The 21718-nt window shown below is 32.1% G+C and carries 17 protein-coding genes; 4 read left to right on the top strand and 13 right to left on the bottom strand.

What is annotated here, in order from left to right; genetic code table 11:
* Positions 1-26: 26 nt before the first annotated feature.
* The 9 genes from M2325_RS01805 to M2325_RS01765 all read right to left on the bottom strand — a co-directional run bounded on the left by M2325_RS01805 (position 27) and on the right by M2325_RS01765 (position 11290).
* Positions 27-593 carry a 30S ribosomal protein S7 gene (locus tag M2325_RS01805; RefSeq protein WP_209590399.1) on the bottom strand — a complete coding sequence of 189 codons (567 nt, stop codon included), beginning with the start codon at positions 591-593 and terminating at the stop codon, positions 27-29.
* A 180-nt stretch (positions 594-773) separates the two neighbouring features.
* On the bottom strand, positions 774-1217 hold the full coding sequence (locus M2325_RS01800; RefSeq protein WP_209590397.1) for a 30S ribosomal protein S12: 444 nt from the start codon (positions 1215-1217) through the stop codon (positions 774-776).
* Positions 1218-1384: 167 nt separating this feature from the next.
* Complete coding sequence (locus M2325_RS01795; RefSeq protein WP_209590395.1) at positions 1385-1945, bottom strand: NusA-like transcription termination signal-binding factor; 561 nt, start codon at positions 1943-1945, stop codon at positions 1385-1387.
* A 15-nt stretch (positions 1946-1960) separates the two neighbouring features.
* A complete protein-coding gene (locus M2325_RS01790; RefSeq protein ID WP_209590393.1) occupies positions 1961-2260 on the bottom strand; it encodes a 50S ribosomal protein L30e in 300 nt (99 codons plus the stop codon).
* Between the two features lie 332 nt (positions 2261-2592).
* Positions 2593-3756 (bottom strand): DNA-directed RNA polymerase subunit A'', encoded by a 1164-nt coding sequence (rpoA2, locus tag M2325_RS01785; protein ID WP_209590391.1) that lies wholly within the window; start codon positions 3754-3756, stop codon positions 2593-2595.
* A 121-nt stretch (positions 3757-3877) separates the two neighbouring features.
* Positions 3878-6544: a DNA-directed RNA polymerase subunit A' gene (rpoA1, locus tag M2325_RS01780; RefSeq protein WP_209590390.1), complete on the bottom strand. Its 2667-nt coding sequence runs from the start codon at positions 6542-6544 to the stop codon at positions 3878-3880.
* Positions 6545-6777: 233 nt separating this feature from the next.
* Complete coding sequence (rpoB, locus tag M2325_RS01775; protein ID WP_209631599.1) at positions 6778-8613, bottom strand: DNA-directed RNA polymerase subunit B; 1836 nt, start codon at positions 8611-8613, stop codon at positions 6778-6780.
* 217 nt (positions 8614-8830) lie between these two features.
* Positions 8831-10600, bottom strand: a complete 1770-nt coding sequence (locus tag M2325_RS01770) for a DNA-directed RNA polymerase subunit B'' (RefSeq protein ID WP_374759655.1) — start codon at positions 10598-10600, stop codon at positions 8831-8833.
* Positions 10601-11053: 453 nt separating this feature from the next.
* Positions 11054-11290, bottom strand: coding sequence for a DNA-directed RNA polymerase subunit H (locus tag M2325_RS01765; protein WP_209590380.1), 237 nt, complete (start codon positions 11288-11290; stop codon positions 11054-11056).
* A 520-nt stretch (positions 11291-11810) separates the two neighbouring features.
* Here M2325_RS01765 and M2325_RS01760 point away from each other — a divergent pair.
* The 4 genes from M2325_RS01760 to M2325_RS01745 all read left to right on the top strand — a co-directional run bounded on the left by M2325_RS01760 (position 11811) and on the right by M2325_RS01745 (position 15322).
* The gene (locus M2325_RS01760) at positions 11811-13340 is read left to right on the top strand and encodes a homocysteine biosynthesis protein (protein ID WP_209590377.1); all 1530 of its coding nucleotides are present in this window, start codon (positions 11811-11813) and stop codon (positions 13338-13340) included.
* A gap of 179 nt (positions 13341-13519) precedes the next feature.
* Positions 13520-13918, top strand: coding sequence for a 4Fe-4S binding protein (locus M2325_RS01755; RefSeq protein ID WP_209590375.1), 399 nt, complete (start codon positions 13520-13522; stop codon positions 13916-13918).
* Between the two features lie 162 nt (positions 13919-14080).
* A complete protein-coding gene (locus M2325_RS01750) occupies positions 14081-14338 on the top strand; it encodes a MoaD/ThiS family protein (protein WP_259050642.1) in 258 nt (85 codons plus the stop codon).
* 27 nt (positions 14339-14365) lie between these two features.
* Positions 14366-15322 (top strand): TIGR00269 family protein, encoded by a 957-nt coding sequence (locus M2325_RS01745; RefSeq protein ID WP_259050641.1) that lies wholly within the window; start codon positions 14366-14368, stop codon positions 15320-15322.
* 88 nt (positions 15323-15410) lie between these two features.
* Here the strand turns inward: M2325_RS01745 and M2325_RS01740 are convergent, their stop codons facing one another.
* From M2325_RS01740 to M2325_RS01725, 4 genes are all read right to left on the bottom strand, one after another.
* Entirely contained in the window at positions 15411-16787 is a 1377-nt protein-coding gene (locus M2325_RS01740; RefSeq protein ID WP_209590370.1) for a PFL family protein, read from the bottom strand.
* Between the two features lie 321 nt (positions 16788-17108).
* Positions 17109-17714, bottom strand: coding sequence for a dCTP deaminase (gene dcd, locus M2325_RS01735; protein ID WP_209590368.1), 606 nt, complete (start codon positions 17712-17714; stop codon positions 17109-17111).
* 177 nt (positions 17715-17891) lie between these two features.
* Positions 17892-18518, bottom strand: coding sequence for a tRNA (cytidine(56)-2'-O)-methyltransferase (locus tag M2325_RS01730; protein WP_209590367.1), 627 nt, complete (start codon positions 18516-18518; stop codon positions 17892-17894).
* 279 nt (positions 18519-18797) lie between these two features.
* Positions 18798-21551: an STT3 domain-containing protein gene (locus tag M2325_RS01725; protein ID WP_259050638.1), complete on the bottom strand. Its 2754-nt coding sequence runs from the start codon at positions 21549-21551 to the stop codon at positions 18798-18800.
* Positions 21552-21718 lie beyond the last annotated feature (167 nt).

Below are 21718 nucleotides of genomic sequence, written 5' to 3'. Positions count from 1 at the left end.
GAAATGGATATAACTCAATATCTCAATTATCTTGCTGATTGAGCAACTCTTTCTTTTTCTTCTTTTTTCTTTACAGCAAAGCTTTTTTGCATGTCTGCTTTTGAAGCTGAGATTATTTCATCAGCTAAACAGTTTGCAAGTGATTTTTTGTTTTTTCTTGCTGAATTTAAGGTACCTAATGAGATGTTTCTTATAGCAGTGTCTAATCTTCTTACAGGTGAAACGTCAACTGATTGTAAGAATGCGATACCACCGTATGAAATTCTTGTTGTTTCTTCTCTAGGTCCTGCGTTTTCTAAAGCATCAACTAAAACTTGAACAGGGTTTTCCTTTGTTCTTTTTGCGATGATTTCTAAGGCTTCTTCCATAACTGCTAAAGCTTCGTATTTTTTACCAGTATTTGTTTGTTCAGCCATTAATTTATTTAAAACTCTTTCTACAATGTTCATTTTTGATTTATCGAACATTTTCTTTGAGTATCTTCCTGCGGTGTGAGGTACTAAAACAGGTTCTAAGCTAATGTATGACCTTAAGCTTGGATCTTTAACTGTAACAGCTTCACAATCCCATTTATTGAACAATTTAATTTCCAAAATTTCACCGTCCATTGTTATTTTTGTGATTTGTGATTTTGTTTTCCGAATGTTTTTCCGAATTTATTGATAATTATAAATTATTAATCTTAAATTAAGTATTAAGTTAAAGAAATTTAAAATTAAAAGTATTACTAAGATTAAATAAGGTTAAATAAAATTAAAACTTATTTAATGAACTTATCTTTTAACTTTTTCTTGTTTACCTTTAACTAATTCTCTGATTGAGTTTTTACCAACCATTACAACTTTATATCTTACTCCAGGAATATCCCCTTTAGCTTGACCTGTTGGACCACCGATTCCTTCGATAACTACTTCGTCGTGCTCGTCGATGAAGTTGATAGCGTGGTTACCTGGTGCAAATGCGGTAATAACTTTTCCGTTTTTAATTAATTGAACTTTTACACATTTTCTGATAGCAGAGTTAGGTTGTTTTGCTTCGAGACCTACTTTCTCAACAACAATACCTCTTCCCATTGGAGCACCTTCTAATGGGTCAGCTTTTAATTTTAAGCCTAATTCTCTGTTAACGAATTTGTACTGGTGCCATTTGCTTTCTTTTCTTTTTAAGAATAATTTTCTACCTGCAAATTCTCCTCTTGGAGCTTTACTTCCTGCCATTTAATCACCTATGACTAGCATATTCATAATTTTCCAATCGATTATATTATTGCATTATAATTTATTAGATTATAATTTATTATATTATTAAATTAATTATTAATAGTATAATTATATAACAACTAAAAATTTTAATAAATAAATTCAATCGATTTTAAATTCTTAAATTATTCTGCATTTTGTGTTTCGGTAGCTTCAGGAGCTTTTACAGCTTCAGCTTCAGGTTTAACTTCAGGTTTAACCTCTTCAGCTTTTACTGGTGCTTCCTCTTTTTTAGCAACCTTTTTATTGTCTTTTCTCAATCCTGCGATAACTTTGATGTTTTTAACACCGGAAAGTCTACTAACCAAGTCAACTGCGGAATCAATTTTCTTTCCTTTGTCTCCGATAATAGCCCTTCTTAATTTAGGGTGGATTCTTAAGTATACTACTAAATCGTCACCGAATTTTTTAGTCCAAACATCTTCTAATTCCACAGGTGCGAATATGTTTCTAATAAATTGTTTTACATCGTCGGAATATTCAATTAAATCGATTTTTCTGCCAAATTTTTCGGTTGCGTTTCTTACGTTTTCTCCACCTTTTCCAATAGCAGCACCGATATCTCCTTCCTTGATAACGAATGTAATTTTTTCCTCATCAGCTACTGAATCAATGACATCTGCGCCAGTCATTTTTTCAAATAAACTGATTCTCATTATATCTTCTGTATTAAGTTTAATTCTCATAAAACATCACCTGAATTATTCTTTGTTTAAGTTTAAAATAGATGAGTTACCAGGTTCCATTACCACTAATGCGGATACAGGGAATGGTTTACCACAAATAGCTCCGAGTTCAAGTGATGTGGCATCGTGTACGAATAATTTAACGCCTGATAATTTAGTATAATATTCTAAATCTGCCATAACGTCTTTCGCACAATTACCTGCAACAATTAATAATTGCCCTTCACCGTGTTTTACGTTCTTAACAGCTTGTTTTGTACCTAATACTACCTTACCAGTATCTACAGCTACTCTGATTGCTCTGTTGATATCCATAATTTACCTCCTTCTCAGTTTTCTCCAGAGGGGTGTTTCTTTCCGATGCTATTCGCAATTTAGAAAAAAAGTCCTCCAATTAATAAATTACAAAGTTTTAATTTATTAATCGATTAATCATTTTGTTGTACAAAAATATATTTGTACGGTTTTGACTAATACGAAATATTTAATAGTAATACGTTATTTTTATACTTTTGCATAGTTCAAAATTTTTAAAATAACAAACTGTGAAATTACAAATAAATAAAACATACGAAATACATATTAAAAATGGATTAAAAAAATAATAAATAATAATATAGAATTATTTAAAATATATAATTATTTAATTAAATATTACCTTCTTCGTATTCTCTTTTAATTCCAACGTTTATACAGCCTGTACCAATAGAGATAGGTTTACCAACTATGATGTTTTCTACAACACCGTCTAACTCATCGGAGTAACCTCTCATTGATGCAGAGTATAAGTGTTTAACAGTTTCTTCGAATGCTGCTCTTGCAAGAACGGAGGCTTTTTCCCCACCGATACCATGTCTACCGATTGGTTTTACAACACCATCTGTGGTCATCAAGTCTGAAACCATCATCAAGTGCCTTGGGTCTACCGTCAAACCTTGGTTCGATAAAGTAGCAACCATTTCGTAAATAATTGCATTTCTTGCAGCTTCGACACCTAAAACATCTTGAATTTCTATGATGTTGTTGGTTGTTGTTTTTGAAGGGTCAACGCCTTCAATTTCGAATACTTCTTTTAAGTTGGAACCTTCACTGTACAAAATGTACTCTTCGGAACCATCTTCTTTTCTAATAATAACCCTGTTAATGTTAGATACACCTTTTAAGTGTATTGCTCTTACTTTAGGAAGTCTCTTTCTTAAAGCTTTTAATGTAGGGGTTTTAATCTTCAAATTTAAGACATAACCGTCATCTTCAATTTTCAATTTCATTTTTGATTTAATTGAATTGATAACATCTTCAACGGTTAACATTCTTTTTTCTAACTTTTCAGCGTTTAAGATTATAGAAATACATTCTTCTACAAGGTTAACGCTTATGTTGTCAGCTACTGACTCAACGGTTGTACTTTCGATATTCTTAGCAACTTGTTGAGCTTTTTCCCTGTCGTATTTGTATTCTTCTAAAAGATTAATTGTCATTGTAGGTGTAGAAGGCTCTTTTCTTGCGTCTACAATCTCAATCATCCTTGGCAAACCCAAAGTAACGTTTAACTCTGCTACCCCAGCGTAGTGGAACGTTCTCATTGTCATCTGCGTACCAGGTTCCCCGATTGATTGAGCTGCTACAACACCAACAGCTTCTCCAGGTTCTACTAATGTTCTTTCATATGCAATTTGTGTCTCTTTAATGATTTCTTCAATCATTTCTTCGCTTTCAATATTTTCTTTGAGTATCTTGTTCAATAAATTTTGTTTCAATAACGGAGGGAGTTTTAAATCCATTATTTTATACTCTAAGTCTGCACTTTCCATTTTTTTCACCCAGAATATGAATTTAAATTATAATCTAAATTATAATACGTATATTGTGATAACGTATATTATGATAATTTTAAAAATCTAATTAAATTTATATGATTATTTAATCAATTATTTAATCAAATTTTGATTTAACTTTGGTGAATATTTTATCTAAATCTACTCCCTTACCGTGGTCTGCCTTAGCAGGGTCTACTAAATCCTCACCATATTCAAATTGAACAACTAATCCTCTTGAATCTCTAACTGTTCCGTCGTATTCTGCTCTAATATCTTGTAAAGCATTTACAAGTCTTCTTTGCATGTAACCAGATTGTGCAGTCCTTACCGCCTGGTCCACTAAACCTTCTCTACCACCCATAGCGTGGAAGAAGTATTCTGAAGGTGATAAACCTTTTTTATAACAGCTTCTTACGAAACCGTGTGATTTTGCGTCGAGACTCTTTTTCCCGAAGTGTGGTAACGTTCTATCTCTGTAACCTCTGAATACTCTACCACCCCTAACGGATTGCTGACCAACACTCGCTGCCATCATTGTAATGTTCAATAATGAACCTCTCGCACCAGTCCTTGCCATTAAAGCCGCGTGGTTATCTTTACTTAAGTATCTTTCAGCTACAGCACCAGTATCGTCCCTTGCTCTACCCAATATTTGCATAATGTAGGCTTCTCTTGATTCTTCGATACCCCTACCAGGTAATGGGTCTAAAGTACCATTTTCGTATTTTTCAACAACTGCGTCAACAGCATTTTCAGCATTGTTTAATATGTTTTGAATTTCTTCAATTGCTTCTACAGGGATATCTTCATCATCAATACCTGTTGTGAAACCTTTTATCATCATTGCTTTGATAGACATTCTTGTTGCAGAATCTAAGAATTTTCTTGCAGCCTCTGAACCGAATTCCTTAACAATGGTGTTCAATACGATACCAGCCTCTGAACCGAAACCGTTTTTATCGATTACACCTTTTAAAAGCTTACCGTTTTTAATTAAAACGTAACCTTCGTGTTCACAGTTTTCCTTTTTACAGTCGTCACATTTTTTACAGGTTTTACTCTTGTATTCTAAGCTTAAACCTTCAGGTAATGCAGTACCAAACAAACTCCTACCGCTGTACAATTCTTCACCATTTTCAAGTACGTCAGGTTCTCCTAATTCAGATTTGAAACCTGCACTTCTCAAAAGCGATAAAGCTTGGTCTTTATTAAAGTTTGAACTTGTAAGAACGTAAGCACCTGAAATAAAGTCGTGAATAGCTCCAATGATTGGACCCCCGAATCTTGGTGAAACGATGTGCTTTTCAACTAACATTAATGTTTCAGCTTCTGCTCTTGCTTCCTCGGATTGTGGAACGTGAACGTTCATCTCGTCACCATCGAAATCCGCGTTGTAAGGTGGACAAACACACAAGTTGTGTCTGAATGTCCTGTAAGGTAAAACTTTAACTTTGTGTGCCATGATAGACATTCTGTGCAATGAAGGCTGTCTGTTGTACAATACAACATCTCCATCCATTAAATGTCTCTCAACAGACATTCCTTCTTCAATATTTTCAGCCCAATGTTCTTTATTTTTATCGCTTACTCTTATTGAAAAGTTTTCCTGCTTTCCTTCTTTATTTTTAATGGTTTTAATAACGTAATTTACACCAGGGTGTATTTCTGAACCATTTTTAAGTAACTCTTTTATGTGGTCGATATTGTGCTCAGTTACTTTTTCAGGAACGGTTAATTCCTTTGCAATTAACTCTGGAATACCAACTTCGTTAATACTTAAACGTGGGTCTGGTGAAATAACAGTCCTTGCAGAGAAGTTAACCCTTTTACCTGCTAAGTTGTGTCTGAATCTACCTTCCTTACCTTTAAGCCTTTGTGCGAGTGTTCTTAAAGGTCTACCGCTTCTGTGTCTTGCAGGAGGAATTCCTGGAGCTTCGTTATCAAAGTACGTGTTTATGTGGTACTGTAATAAGTCCCATAAATCTTCAATAATTAAGTTAGGAGCACCACCGTTGATATTTTCCTCTAATCTTTGGTTAATTCTGATAATATCAACCAATTTGTGTGTCAAGTCGTCTTCACTTCTTTCCCCACTTTCGAGTGTGATTGAAGGCCTAACGGTCACAGGAGGAACCGGTAAAACGGTTAATATCATATATTCAGGTCTTGCAACTATGTGGTTGATACCTAAAAGCTTACAATCGTTATCAGGGATTTTTTCCAAGATTTCCCTAACTTCTGAAGAGGTTAATTGCCTAGATGTCTTACCATCGATTTGGTGGTATGTTGAAGGTTTATCATATTTAATATCGTACTTAACTTCACCACATTCAGGACAAATACTACCTTTTGCAGCTTCTTTTAAGATTTCATCACATAATATCCACATGTCGCCCCCTTCTTCGAGTAATCTTTCCATTTTTTCCATGTACTCTGCTTTTCTGGACTCTGATAATGTTACCTTACCACAGTGTGGACATGTTGCTTTTAAGATTTTGTAGATATCTTTTGCAAAGCCGATGTGTACAACCGGTTTTGACAATTCAATGTGACCAAAGTGACCAGGACAGGTACCTACCCTACCACCGCAACTTTTACACACTAAACCAGGGTCAATGACACCTAATCTCGTATCCATCAATCCACCGTCGATTGGGTAACCATCGTCGTCGTATGTGTCTGCTGTAACTATTTTAGCTACGGACATTATCCTTGTTTGTTCAGGAGACAATAAACCAAAGGTAATGTTTCCAATTTCTTTTGGAACGTCGAACCCATTCATAAATTTTCACCTATGAGGTAAATTTTTTAGTTATTTCAATTTATTTCGTTATCTTGATTATCTTGATTAATTTCAACGATTTAATTTAAATTTTAGTTATTTTAGACTATTTAAATTAAATAACGTGTTTTCCAATAACAATACTAGTAAATTAAATATAGGTAAATAAAATAAATAAAAAATATAATTAAATAATTAAATAATTAAATTAATTACATTTTATTTCTTTTAACTTATGCCCTATCCTTTAATCTTAGTTTAGGGTCTATACCCATACTTTTAAGCTCATCAAGCAATAATTTGAAAGCGTATGCAATTTTAACTGATGGAATTTTCCTATTATCTTGTACGTCTTCAACTTCCCCACAGATTGGGCAGAATTTAATTCCTCTTTTGAAGTCGTAAATAGCGATTTCTCCACATTTTGCACATACATAATCTTCGTGAGGGTCAGACTCGTCCAAAAGTCTTTCTTTTAAGAGTAAAGCAGCACCGTGTGCAACCAAAACATCTCTTTCCATTTCCCCGAACCTAAGACCACCTTCTCTTGCCCTACCTTCGGTAGGTTGTCTTGTAAGAACTTGGATAGGTCCTCTACTTCTTGCGTGGATTTTACCTGCAACCAAGTGATGTAATTTCTGGTAGTATGCAACACCGACGAATACTTCACATTCAAGTTTTTTACCGGATTTACCTTCGTAAACAGTTTCTTTACCGTTGTGTTTGAATCCATGAGCTTCAAGAGCATCTCTTAAAGACCATTCTCCTTCACCACTAAAGATAGTACCGTCGATTCTTCTACAATCTAAAGAACCTACTTTACCACCAATCATTTCTAAAACCTGCCCAATAGTCATCCTTGATGGAACAGCGTGCGGGTTAATGATTAAATCAGGAATTACTCCATCTTCAGTAAATGGTAAATCTTCTTGAGGTACAACTAAACCAATAACCCCTTTCTGACCGTGTCTAGAAGCAAATTTATCCCCTAATTCTGGAATTCTGGAATCTCTTACTCTAACTTTTGATAAACGGTTACCTTCTTTTGTTTCACTTAAAATCACTAAGTCAACAGTACCTTCTTCACCGTGTCTGATAGTTACTGATGTGTCTCTTCTTTGTGATTTTTGTTGTAATGAAATCTCGTTTTCCTCTAAGAATCTTGGAGGTGAGGTTTTACCAATAATAACATCACCAGATGATACTTCAGACTCTAATTCGATTAAACCATCGTCTCCCAAGTTTCTGTAAGCACCTTCTGCCCTGTAACCCCTAACACCTTTTTCAGGCACTTCAAAGCGGTCTAATTGACCTCCAGGGTATCTCTTTTCAAAGCTTTCGTAGCTTCTAAAGAATGTACTTCTACCAAGACCTCTATCGATGGAAGCTTTGTTTATGATGAACGCATCCTCCATATTGTAACCTTCATAACTCATAACTGCTACAACGAAGTTTTGTCCTGCAGGTCTTTTATCAAAACCTAAGATTTCCTGGTGTTTCGTTCTTACCAAAGGTACTTGCGGGTAATGTAACAAGTGACCTCTTGTATCCATTCTCCATTTTATGTTTGCCATTGGGATACCTAATGACTGTTTACTCATCGCTGCCGCCATTGTAATCCTTGGAGCTGAGTTATGCTCAGGATATGGAGCCACACCTGCACCGATACCTAAAATTGAAATAGGATCGATTTCCATGTGTGTCGTGTTTTCGTTGATATCTTTTTCATATATTGCAATATATGCGTTTTCTTCTTCTTCTGCATCCAAATATTCTGCTAAACCTTTTTCAACTAAATCGCTAAATTTAAGTTCTCCTTCTTTTAACAATTCTAAATGGTCTTGAGTAATTTTAAGCTCACCGTTTTCAACTACTAACAAAGGTCTAACAGCTCTACCACCATCTGTAGAAATATGAACGTCGTTGCTTTCTTCGTTAAATGAAATGGATGTATACGGCGAAATTCTTGCATTTCGTCTTGATTCCCTTAAATTTCTAACGAGTTCTTCTGGATTTTCGACGGTGTCGATTAATTTTCCATTAACATATACATTCGTTTTGTTATCCAAGGTTTTCACCTTTAAAGTTCAAATTAACTTTTAATAATACATTAAATACATTATATTAAATTTAAATCATTTTAATAACTAATTGAGCTTATAATTTTAATTTGTAATTTTAATTTGTAAAATATAAACTGTAAATTGTAGTTAAAATAAATAAAGTAAATTTACTACCAAATTACAAGATATTTATCAAATTTTACCATATTCTCAATTAAATTATTTACTCTAATTCTTTTTCAATTTCTTTATCTTCTGAATTTTCTTCAGTAGTTGTATCTTCTGAATTTTCTTCGTATTCCACTTCTTTTTCAGTTTCAACAATTTCTTCAGATGTTACATCTACTTCTGAATTTTCTTCTACGTCTGATTCTTCGATTTCTTTAATTTCTTCAGTTTCCTGTGTTTCAGATACTTCCGCCAATTCTACTCTTAATTCATTTTCAATTTCAGAATCGAGTGAATCAATAAGTTCAACTTCCTCAGCAATAGGAATTATCTCTCTAGAAATACCCATACTACTTAATAAATCAATTATAGAGTCGTCAGTTTCGTCTGTTGTAACTTTACACATTACCGCTAAGTTTTTAACCAAACCACAGTTAGGACCTTCCGGTGTTTCTGAAGGGCAAATTTTACCCCATTGCGTAGCGTGCAAGTCCCTTGCCTCGAAGTGAGGTTGTGAACGGGATAATGGTGACACAACTCTTCTTAATTGAGATGTTGTAGCTAAATAACTAGTTCTATCTAAAAGTTGGCTTACACCAGTTCTTCCACCGACCCAGTTTCCTGTAGCCATTGCGTGTCTCATTCTTTCAGTTAAAACGTCACTTCTTACTGCTGCTTGAATTGAAGGTTCTTTGTTCCTTATTGACTGTCTTTCGAGTTGGTATTTAATATCTTTAACTAACTGGTTGAATGAATTTCTGAATAAATCTTCCATCAAATCTCCAGCTAATTTTAATCTTTTGTTGGAATAGTGGTCCTTATCATCTTCAACCCTTAAACCCAAGTATAACTCGATTGAGTTTTTAGCCATTCTACCCAAGTATTTAGCTTTTGTTCTCATATCTGCAGGTTCTACACCTAAGTGAGGTAATAAGTAACTGCATAAGATTGTTTCAGCTCTTTTTAACTTGTATTCTCTTGGTTGACCTGGTGCAACTCTTTTTCCGATGTGTTCAAGTGCATCTTCTCTTGTATTTATGCTGTGCTCTTCCCTTACTTCTTGTAAGTTTGCAACTAATTGCATAATTACGGATGGCTCGTCAGAAATTAATTCTATGATATCTCTATCGGATTGAGCACCTAAAGCTCTCATTAATATAACTAATGGAATGTTACTTGGCATACCTGGGAAAGAAACATTTAATAAACCATCTGGGTTTCTTTCTACTGCACATAATGCCCTAAATCCGTGTCTTGTAGAAAATACTTTTGCTACATCGACCATTTTATTGTTTTTCTCTACTTTTTCACATAAAATCCTATTAGGGATTAAATCTTCTTGAGCTACTACCGCTTTTTCAGAGCCGTTAACAATAAAATATCCCAATGGGTCTTCAGGGTCTTCACCAAACTCAATTAATTCTTCTGGCGATTTTCCTTTTAAGTGGCATATATCGGAACCCAAAATAACAGGTAATTCGCCCATATAAACGCTTAAAGGAGATAATTTTTTCTCTTCTTCGCCTTCTCCAACATATGGTACAATTTCCAAATACATTGGTGCAGAATATGCTAAATTTCTAATTCTAGCTTCCATAGGGGTTATTGGCTTTACTGAACCGTCAGCTTCTTTATTAACTGGTTTAGATACAGTAACTTGTCCAAACTCAACCCTATATCCGGATTTAATTTCAGTAGTTACTCCACCAACTTCGGAAATAATCTTTTGAACTTTGTTTTCGACAAAGCTGTTAAATGAGTCGATGTGGTGTTTAACTAAATTATTTTCTTCAAAAAATGCATCAACGATAACTCGGGACTTCATATATCTCCCTCATTTTTGTTTAATATAACAATTAATAATGGCTAAGATTTAATATGCTATTTATCTGTAATTTATCTTTAATGAATGGCATAAATTTAATATGTCAATATACCTAAATAAAAATTAAATAGATAATGGGTAGCTAAAATTCAATAATATAGCAAATTAACCTAATATTTTATTTTTTATTATTATTCTTAATACTTTTAGTATTTTTAGTATTTTTATTTCGCATATATTAAATTTTAAATTCGTAATTATCGCTACGAGAACGTTTAAAGCGTAACATAAAGTTTGCAGATTTGCAATATATATAATGATTGACTTGTGCTAAAAAATTTTTACTTATCGTAGTGACCTATCGGTTACTTAGTAAGCTGTAAATTATAATGTATTATAAATTACTTAAAATTTAATTACGTAATTTTAAATTATCATCAATTTTATCATAAATTAGATATTTGTAGGTACTACTAATCTAAAGTATACAGTTTCGCCAGCAGTTTCACTTGGACGAGTAATTTTAACCACGTCACCTTCTTTTGCACCTATTTCAATGACTACAGGGTCAATATCGAGCAACTTAGGCAATTGTTGAATTTTTATATTATACTGCTTAAGTAAAAGTGGTATCTCTTCTTTTTCGATAAGTTCATGCTTTGGAACCATGTTATGAGACAATAGCTTCACAATTTGGCCTCCTTTAGTTTAAAATAAATATAAAATAACAATCAGAAGTTAATGTAATTACGATTAATTGCTTAATTTTATTTGTACAATACCATGTTATATTTTACATAATAATTATTAACACGTTTGATTAGTAAATTTTACAGCCAGTATTCAATTTATTGAAGTAATTTTATTCAATGAATCTGCTAAATAATAAAATTTTTTATAGATTATACAAATTATTATACAAATTTATCGTGAAATAATAGTATCATAAAAAGTAGGGATATCTAGTATATATTACTTTCTATCATTTTGAAAATACATAATTAAAGTATTTAAAATACATTAAAATACATTAAAACTATATTCTGAGAATATATATTAAAGTATATGAAAATCATAACAAAAATAATATAAATATGGACTAGATATATTACAAGATTAAACTTATTTACGATTACAAAACTTTAAAAAACAATAAAAACTACGATTAACTTAATAATTTGTAATACGATAGAACTTCGAGAGGGTTCGTATGAAAACAATAAAACAGATAAACGAAAAAATCAAAAATGGTGACGCAGTAATCGTAACTGCGGAAGAAATGATATCCATTGTGGAAGAAGAAGGTGCAGAAAAAGCATCTGAAATAGTAGATGTAGTAACTACAGGTACTTTTGGAGCAATGTGTTCTAGCGGAGTATTTTTAAACTTTGGACATTCCGACCCTCCAATTAAAATGATGAAGACTTATTTGAACGGTGTAGAAGCATATTCCGGTGTCGCTGCTGTTGACGCTTACTTGGGCGCTACACAAGCTAATTCAGATGATGATATTAGCATCGATTACGGGGGAGCTCACGTTATAGAAGACCTTGTAGCAGGTAAAGAAATAGAATTGGAAGCTGAAGGATATACAACGGATTGTTACCCGAGAAAAAGAGTCTCCACAATTATAACAATTGATGATTTAAACCAAGCAATGTTATTTAACCCTAGAAACTGTTATCAATCATACAACTCTGCTACAAATAGTAGAGATGAAAAATTATACACTTACATGGGTAAATTATTGCCAGAATTTGGAAACTTAAATTATTCGGGTGCCGGACAACTTAACCCTATGCAAAATGATTTCAATACTACAACAAAAACGTACAACACTTTTGGAGTAGGTACTAAAATCTTTGCAGGTGGTGCACAAGGATACATTGCAGGAGAAGGTACTCAACACAGTCCAGCAAGTGGCTTTGGTACATTAGCTATTCAAGGTAACTTAAAAGAAATGGATACTAAATTTATTAGAGGAGCTACGATACCTAAATACGGTTCAACTTTGTTTATGGGTATTGGTATACCTATCCCAGTGTTAAATTCAGAGATTGCTCAAACGTGTGCAATAAGAGACGAAGATATTAAAGTGCCTATTCTTGACTATGGTATACAAAGAAGAGATAAGCCAACATTGGGCGTTACAAACTACAAAGATTTAAGAACTGGTAAATTATCTATGGAATTAGATATAAACGGTGAAAAAGTAGACAAATGTATTAGAACTACATCAGTTTCAAGTTATAAGACATCCCGTGAGATTGCAGGCGAATTAAAAGATTGGATTGTTAATAAGGAATTCTTCTTAACTGAAAGAGTTGCAGAGCTTAACACCTGCGCTCCAAAATCTATGAAAGCAGATGCAAAACTAGTTAGGGATATAATAAAAAGACCGCCAATAGTTGCAAAAGCTACTATTTCAGTTCCTGAAGCTTCAAAAATATTAATTGAGAAAAACATAAATCATTTACCAATAGTTGATGAAAATAATTGTATAATGGGAATTATAACATCGTGGGATATTGCAAAAGCTATGGCTCAAAGTAAAACTACAATTTCAGATATTATGACCAAATATGTAGTATGGGCTTCACCTGATGAACCTATAGAGATGGTTGCTAAGAAAATGAGTGCAAATAACATTTCAGGATTACCTATTGTAGATAACAACAAAAAAGTACTTGGCGTTATATCAGCAGAGGATATTTCAAAGTTAATTGGCCATTATATCTAAAATTAGATTATATTATATGATATTATATGATATTATACGATATTATCAAATATTATATAATTATCCATATGATAAATTGAAGAATTGATTCAAAATTAATTAAATTACTAATGATTAAATTAAAATATATTGTATCAATAATGTGAATTAAATCATCGAAAGGTTTATAGGTGACTAATTTGAAAAAAAGAATATTTTATTGGATATCTGGAAGAAATGTAAAAAAACCTGTAGTTTCAGATATAATAAAAACTTATGATGTGGACGTTACCATATTAAAGGCTAAAATGGAACCAAGTGAAGGTTTTTTGACTTTAGAATTAAATGGAAATGAAGATAGTTTAGTAAATTCAGTGGAATACTTAAAAGAATACGGGGAAGTAGAAGATATTTCTCAACCTATTCAAAAAAAGGAAGAAAAATGTATCGATTGTGGCGCTTGTATTGTACATTGCCCAGTTGGAGCTATCAAGTTTGAAGAAGACTTTTCAGTTACATTCGACATTGACGAGTGTATTGGCTGTAAAACATGCGCTAAAATATGCCCTACCAAGGCAATCATCGTCTACGACTTGTAATTAAGAATAACATACATGAAGTATTATGAAGTATTATGCAATATAATATTTTATACTACCAAAATCTTTAAATTTAATTACATACATTTCTATTTTTTAATATATTAATTGTAAATCTTAATTATGATAACTTAAGTATTAAGTCATTATTTTGGTGATATTATGGTACTAAATTTAAAAGTAAAATTTTTTGCAAGTTGTAAGGAAAAATTTGGTAATGAAGTAGATTTAAAAATTGAAAAATCCAAATTAACAGTTGAAGAATTAATATCTGAATTAGAAGAAAATAAAATCGATATTAAAAATGATTTTGAAAATGGAAACATTATTATCTCCTATGACTTTGAAATAATGAGTAATGAAGATATTATTGAAAAAGATGGAGAATTAGGCATATACCCGCCAGTATCTGGCGGTTAAATTAGTTAAAATAAATACGGTGAAATTATGACTGCAATTTCCAAATCCAAATGTGGAAAATGTGGAAACGCATTTAATGATGATGAATTATACTTTCAAAAGCATTCTGGTACTAAATTTTGTAAAGAATGTTTTATAAAAGACACAAAAAGAAAAGTAAGAAAAAATCTTGGTAAAAATATTCTTAAAAACCATATAACCATTGGTGTAGGTATTAGCGGTGGTAAAGATAGTTTAGTTATGGCACATATACTAAATGAATTCTTTAATCAAATCCCTAACTCAAAAATCGTTGGCATCATGGTTAATGAAGGTATCGAAGGATTTAGAAATGATGGAATTGAAAAAGGAATAAAATTTTGTGAAGAATATGGTATTGAATATCATATCGTCACTTTTTCGGAGTATATTGATTCAGACCTTGATAGTATTGTAGCTATTGCGAAAGAAAAAAATATGACTATGAATCCGTGTTCTTTTTGCGGTGTGATTAGACGTAAAATCTTGAATAGGGTTGCAATTGAAAAAGGTTGCGATTATTTAGCTATAGGACATAATTTAGATGATATTTCCCAAGCGGTGATGATGAATTACATCGAAGGAGATATTAAAAAACTTGCAATATTGGGTAAATCATCCCAAAGCGATAAGTTTGTTAAAAGAATAAAGCCACTTTCAAAGATTCCCGAGGAAGAAGTTAAATTATTTGCAGATATTCTTGAAATGGATTACCATAAGGAACCTTGCCCTTATTCGTGCTTATCGTATCGTTCGGAAGTTTCCGATATCATAGATACATTAGAGGAAAAACACGCAGGAGCAATGTACTCTATAGTAGCCGGTTATGAAAGGCTTTTAGAGTATTTAGAAGTTCCAGAATCCGTTAGTATATGCGAAAAATGTGGTGAGCCATCTGCTTTAAAAATTTGTAAAGTATGTAGCTTTTTAAAAGATTTAGGTTTGGAAGAAAATTCTAAATTTTAAATAAACTATTTTTTATTTTTATTTTTATTTTATTATTGATTTATTATGTTATTTTAAAAAAGTAAAAAAGATATATTTAATTTAGTAATTAATTTGTCATTGATTGGATAGGTGCTGGTATTCTACCGCCTCTTTCGATGAATTCTTCTGAGGAAAATTCACTTACTGGCATAATTGGAGCTGTACCTAACAATCCCCCATATTCTACGTGGTCTCCAACATCTTTATTTGGAACTGGTATTAATCTAACCGCGGTTGTCTTTTTGTTAACCATACCAATTGCCATTTCATCTGCAATGATTCCTGAAATTGTGGAAGCGGGTGTTTTACCAGGTACTGCAATCATATCTAAACCTACTGAACATACACAAGTCATAGCTTCTAATTTTTCAATTTTAAGAGCCCCAACCTCTGCTGCTTCAATCATACCTGCATCTTCACTTACTGGGATGAATGCACCACTTAAACCACCCACGTTTCTTGATGCCATAGCTCCACCTTTCTTAACAGCGTCGTTTAATAAAGCGAGTGCTGCTGTTGTACCGTGTGTACCGCACCTTTCTAAACCCATAGCTTCCAAGATATTCGCGATACTATCTCCTATTGCTGGTGTTGGAGCTAATGATAAATCAACGATACCAAATTCAACATCTAAGTTTTTAGCAACTTCTCCACCAATTAACTCACCCATTCTTGTGATTTTAAATGCGGTCTTTTTGATTTGGTCACTTACAACGTCTATTTTTTCCCCAGGTAATTTTTCGAGTACTGCTCTAACTACACCTGGACCTGAAACTCCCACGTTTATAACTGAGTCTCCTTCTCCAACACCGTGGAAAGCCCCTGCCATGAACGGGTTATCTTCTGGTGCATTACAAAATACAACGATTTTAGCACAACCAATTGCGTCTTTTGTTATTAATGAGGTTTCTTTTATGATTTCCCCCATTTTTTTAACTGCGTACATGTTTATACCAGCTTTTGTGGTAGCAACGTTTACTGATGAACATACTCTATCTGTTTTTGTCATCAATTTAGGTATTGATTGAATTAATCGTTTTTCTTCAGGAGTTGCTTTCTTTTGAACTAATGCTGAGTAACCACCAATAAAATCTACACCTACGTCCTTTGCGATTTTATCGAGTGTAACACCTACTTCTACACATGCGTCAATAGCTTCTTCTTTGTTTAATCCTTTTAAGGTTGGTCCCATTATTAAACCAATAGGGGTTACGGATATCCTTTTGTTTACGATTGGAATTCCGTATTTATTAGCTACAGCGTCTGCTGTTTCTACGAGATTTCCACCCAATCCAGTCACTTTTTGGTAAATGTTATCCTTCAAGAGGTCCAAATCTTTATCTACACAGTCCTTTAAGTTAACTCCCAAGGTGGTTGTTCTTATGTCCAAATTTTCATATTCAATCATTTTTACGGTTTCTATAATCTCATCGGCAATATACATATAAACACCTTTAGCTTTTTATTTTTATTTTTAGTTATCTTTCTATTTTTTAAACTTTTTTTAAACTTGTTTTATTTACATCATAAAATAATCTAGTTTGAAAATGATATTTCATACATATGTGTGTTTTAAATTTAAAGTTAATGTTTTTTAGAAATAATTTGTATATAATTTTATGGGTAATATTAAAACAATTTAACCTATCGATTAATCCCTAAAATCTAGATTAGGAACCTAATAAATTAAAGAATAAAGAATTTATAAAAATATAATAAAAATATAATAAAATAAAAATAAAATAAAATATAATAATATTAAATATTATTCGAAGTCTTTTTTAATTAATGAGTGCATCACTGAATTTTGTCCTGCATATTTTGAACATTCTCTTTCTGAATAACCAACTTTTGAAGGAGTTAAAGTTTTGCTAAATATTAACTGCCCAATTCTTTGATTTTTGTACAAGATTACTGGTTTATCATAAGCTACGATTTCCAAAGTTATTTTACCATGGAAACCTGTATCAATCCAACCTGCGGTTTGGTGGGATTGTAAAAACACTCTTCCAAAACTACTTCTACCTTGATATTGTGCACATATGTCGTTTGGGAGCTTTATGTATTCATTTGTAGTACCTAAAAGACCACCACTAACGATTTTATCGATATTGTATTTTTCTTTAAGATACTCAATTGTAGGTTCATCAAGATGATAATTTAAAGGACATATCATTATTGAATCGTCGATACTAAACTTTATAGGTTTTAATTCTTCCTTAATATCATAAACAGGGCTTGAATACCTTATAAATTCACTTCCCAGTGTAACGTCATAAGAGCATGGACCCACGCATTTTTCATTGAATGGAGTTATTTCCAAATTTCCCGCATTTAGTTCATTTAATATATCAGTATCACTTAACATCATAATTTCACCAAATTCACTCGAATTTCAAAAAAAGAGATAAAATAAGTATTATTTTAAATTGGTTGTATAATTACATATTATCAAAATTTCTAAAATACTATTTACGTAATATAAGTTAGTCAACTATATCATTGTATCGATAAAGAATAAAATTGAATAATAAATCAGATAATAAAATTAATTATCTTCACTGCATTCTTTATCAAAATCGTCACATTCCCCCTCTAAATCACTCATGATAACATTTTTACCATTTTTACAAGGTATTACTCTTATTGTAGCATCTTCATATTCCGAATACAAATTTTTACCCATTGTTAACCTATCCAAAAATATGGCAATTGCTGCAACTTCAGAATGTGGCTGATTACCTACTGAAACGTTGTAATCTGCTAATTCATAAGCTTCACGAGGTACTTTTTCAGCACCGATGATTACCAAAAGATTTTTAGGTTCTTCTTTTTGATTTTCACATTTATTTGATTCAGTACCTTCTGTAGGATAAACCCTTCCTATAATTTCAGGCATTATTTCGTTGATATTTTCGCCGTACATAGTCAAATGTGCTACAACACCATTATTTTTTTTAAATTCTTTTACGTAAGATTTCCAAGAATCAGCTACTTTAAATTGAAAATCTCCGCCCCAGCTTTCTGTTATCCTATCTACGCTTCCATGTACGTGTTTATCGCCACTTGTAAATATTATATTACTTGCACCTAACGCTCTTGAAGTAAGTGCCACGTGTGTGGAAATCCTCTTATCTCGTTCGCCCCTGTGCCCTAATCTCATTACTTCTATCATAAAATCACCAACATATACGATATTTGTGTTTCGTCCTTTCGATTAAATTTTATAAAAATAAAAATATAATAATCTCTTAATGTAATTTAACATTATAATTTATATAAATAACGAATTATATATAAAATTAATTTTAAGAATCAAAAATAAACTTCAAAAAAACTAAAAAAAAGAAAAAGAATTATTTATTTATTAATTTTTATTTTATTGTATTTTAATTATAGTTTATTGTATTTTAATTATAGTTTATTATATTTTATTATATTTTATTACTATTTATTATTTTGAGTAATTACCGTAATCCACGCTAAATACTTTAAATCCAGGCTGTACACCATTTGCAGTTGGGTCTAATGACTCTTTTTCAAGTTTTATGGTGTCTAAACCTTCTCCATCGAAGAAGTGTAATTTTGAATATACGCTATCTTCTAAGTTTGCAGTAGCCATCCAAGAACTTGATGAGTAAACTGGATTATTTGAACCATCAGTACCAATTATTGAATTCTTATCAACTTTTATCAATAGACTTAGTTGACCATCAGGGTCTGCTAAAGAATTGTACATTTTAGATTTGCCATTTTCATTAACCATTAATTTAACTTTGTGCATATTTAATTGTTGAGTTTGCATTTGTCCATCGTTGGTTACTGCCATCATAGCACCGGTTAAAGTTTCATTTCTAACTTCAATCAATGTGTATATGTTGTATTCAGCGGTTTGCTGAATTAATGACCTAACAATTAATGTGTCATTAATATTTGTTGCATATGTTTGTAATCCTTGGAAAGAACCTGCTTCTCTTTCACTTCTTGAAGTACCTGCAGGTAAATTGAAATCCCAATTACCAAAATAACTCCATACTGAAGCTATCGAGGTCATTCTATTGTATGTAATTAAATAATCTGGATTTGTAACTTTTGGGTGAGTTGCATCCAAAATTTCAGACACTTCCGTATCTGTGAATTTATAGGAACTATTTTTCAAAGCTTTTTGAGCATCTGATTTTGTCAATGGTAATATTTCATTTAAAACATCTACTGTATTTTTAATAGAACCTGTCTTTTTAATTAATACGCTATCTGTAGTATATGCTTTATCTCCAGAAGAAGCCAACATTCTAAATATACCATTTGCAAGGCTCTCGTTGGAGGTTGAAAATGCTCTACCTACCCAATAAGCTCTTGGAGTGTTTTGGCTACTTCCATCGAAAGTTACCATTCTATCAGTTTTCCATGTGTAGATGTGACCATTGTCCCACCAACAAGTTACAACTGAGTTATTTGGTGTTTGCGTATTTATCCATTCTAAACTTTCGCCCCAACCATCATTATATGTTGGTACACTGTAGAATGGAACTATTGTAGCTATTGTAGGTGTAATCAATCCAATTGCTAATAATATCATGAATATTTTATTCATTACTAACTTTTTATTGGATTCTGCGATTAATTCTGCCACCTTATAAATTATTAATACTGCTAATGATGCGAGCATTATTCCTTCTGCGATAGGCACGTAATTTGAAGGGAGTAACATCCTAACTAAATCCGCACTATCTGCACGATATATTGTAAATAACGCATACAATACAATTATAGCAATTGTTGGGTATGCAACGTATTCGTATTTTTTATCGAGATTGTTTTTAATAAATTGTTCAATAAATCCGACAAAGATACCCACACCAATTGATAATGGGGGCACCATTAATGCTACGAACCTTACACCTTTTGATGCTGCCAAGAATGTAACGGCAAACCATATTATAAGGAGTAAAGCATATTTTATATCTAATTTTTCAGCTAATCCATTTGAAATTTGCTTTACAGGTGTTAATACTTTCCTAAACAAGGATAAGAAAATACCAATTAAACCTATTGCAAATAAATGTATACTTCCCAATGATGAGCTTATTATTTCGTCGAGTGATGCAGTATCTAACTCAGAAACTGTGGTCAAAACGTTAGGCCAACCAGTTTGTGAAGAAACTTCATCTAACCCTAGGTAATTCAAAGGAGCTTGTAAAGCATTCATTGTGGTACTTACACCATATAAAGCTGTTATCAATACTGCTCCACCGATAATAAATAAACCTGAAATTTTTAAAATATTTAACATTTCTAATTTTTCAGATTCAATTTTATCTTTATGATTATTATTTTTAGATTTAGTATATTTTGCAATACTATTGTAACTAATTCCTTTATAAATTGCATATATTACTAAGAATGCAATTACAATGTAGTATCCATACCACCAAGCTGACCACATAAATGGATATAAAGCAAGCATCAATGTAGCTAATAAACCATATATTAAAGATTTATAGTTTTTCTCTTTTGAATAATGTATTGCTTCAATAATAAACCATACAATAAATAATAATGGTAATATCTCCAATATTGGAGTATCAGAAAACCCTGCCACTGTTTTTACAAATATTGAAGGCGATAGCGAAGCTAGAATTGCTGCAACAGCCCCCCCTATATCACTTGACGTTATCCTTCTTACAGTGAAGAAGATAGGCGTAATCAAGAACATGCTCAATATTGCAGGAACCCAGAATGCTGCATTCATTAAAGTAACTGTAGAATCCATAGCGTGCCATACTTGATACACCCAAACTGTTACAACAGATAGTAAGTTAAAAGTTGCCCTAGCACCTGTAGGTCCATATTTATAGGAATCCCATGGGACTTGTTGCCCATCTATATTTTTTAAAGTATCTCCCGTATGTCCATTTTCGAGGTAATTTTCAGACATTCTTAAATAATAATAAGGGTCCAATGCCGTTAAATACATTCTACCGTTATCGTCTGAAAAAACATCTAAATATTGTTCGTTTGTCGTAAAACCCATGTCTGCAGTTTGTGCCCTCATTTGAAAGCTTAAAAATGCTAAAAATATAATAATTAATATTGTTTTTGCACATTTTACTTTTTTATCTTCGAAATTAAAATTAAATTTCGAATTTTTAGAGCTTTGATTGTTTGCAGAATCGGAATTTTTGACTTTTTCGTTGTTTTCAGTCATTTTATTCCCTCTGTAAAGATAGTTAGGAATATTTTTGATATCTATAAGTGTATATAATTTTAATCTAATAATTTATTGCATATTTTGTAATTTTATAGTCTTATAATTTTTAGTTTTTTGTAATTTTGCAAATATGAAATCAATAATTCTTTAATATTACATATTAA

It is taken from the genome of Methanococcus voltae PS (genome assembly GCF_024807035.1).
GTDB classification, from domain to species: Archaea; AGJL01; Methanococci; order Methanococcales; family Methanococcaceae; genus Methanococcus; species Methanococcus voltae.
This window is presented reverse-complemented; position numbering and strand designations above follow the sequence as displayed.

Coding starts and splice junctions, on each gene's coding strand:
- M2325_RS01800 (WP_209590397.1), bottom strand. CDS start 1,217: ATGGCAGGAAGTAAAGCTCCAAGAGGAGAATTTGCAGGTAGAAAATTA.
- M2325_RS01795 (WP_209590395.1), bottom strand. CDS start 1,945: ATGAGAATTAAACTTAATACAGAAGATATAATGAGAATCAGTTTATTT.
- M2325_RS01790 (WP_209590393.1), bottom strand. CDS start 2,260: ATGGATATCAACAGAGCAATCAGAGTAGCTGTAGATACTGGTAAGGTA.
- rpoA2 (WP_209590391.1), bottom strand. CDS start 3,756: ATGGAAAGTGCAGACTTAGAGTATAAAATAATGGATTTAAAACTCCCT.
- rpoA1 (WP_209590390.1), bottom strand. CDS start 6,544: ATGAATGGGTTCGACGTTCCAAAAGAAATTGGAAACATTACCTTTGGT.
- M2325_RS01770 (WP_374759655.1), bottom strand. CDS start 10,600: ATGAAGTCCCGAGTTATCGTTGATGCATTTTTTGAAGAAAATAATTTA.
- M2325_RS01760 (WP_209590377.1), top strand. CDS start 11,811: ATGAAAACAATAAAACAGATAAACGAAAAAATCAAAAATGGTGACGCA.
- M2325_RS01750 (WP_259050642.1), top strand. CDS start 14,081: ATGGTACTAAATTTAAAAGTAAAATTTTTTGCAAGTTGTAAGGAAAAA.
- M2325_RS01745 (WP_259050641.1), top strand. CDS start 14,366: ATGACTGCAATTTCCAAATCCAAATGTGGAAAATGTGGAAACGCATTT.
- M2325_RS01740 (WP_209590370.1), bottom strand. CDS start 16,787: ATGTATATTGCCGATGAGATTATAGAAACCGTAAAAATGATTGAATAT.
- dcd (WP_209590368.1), bottom strand. CDS start 17,714: ATGATGTTAAGTGATACTGATATATTAAATGAACTAAATGCGGGAAAT.
- M2325_RS01730 (WP_209590367.1), bottom strand. CDS start 18,518: ATGATAGAAGTAATGAGATTAGGGCACAGGGGCGAACGAGATAAGAGG.
- M2325_RS01725 (WP_259050638.1), bottom strand. CDS start 21,551: ATGACTGAAAACAACGAAAAAGTCAAAAATTCCGATTCTGCAAACAAT.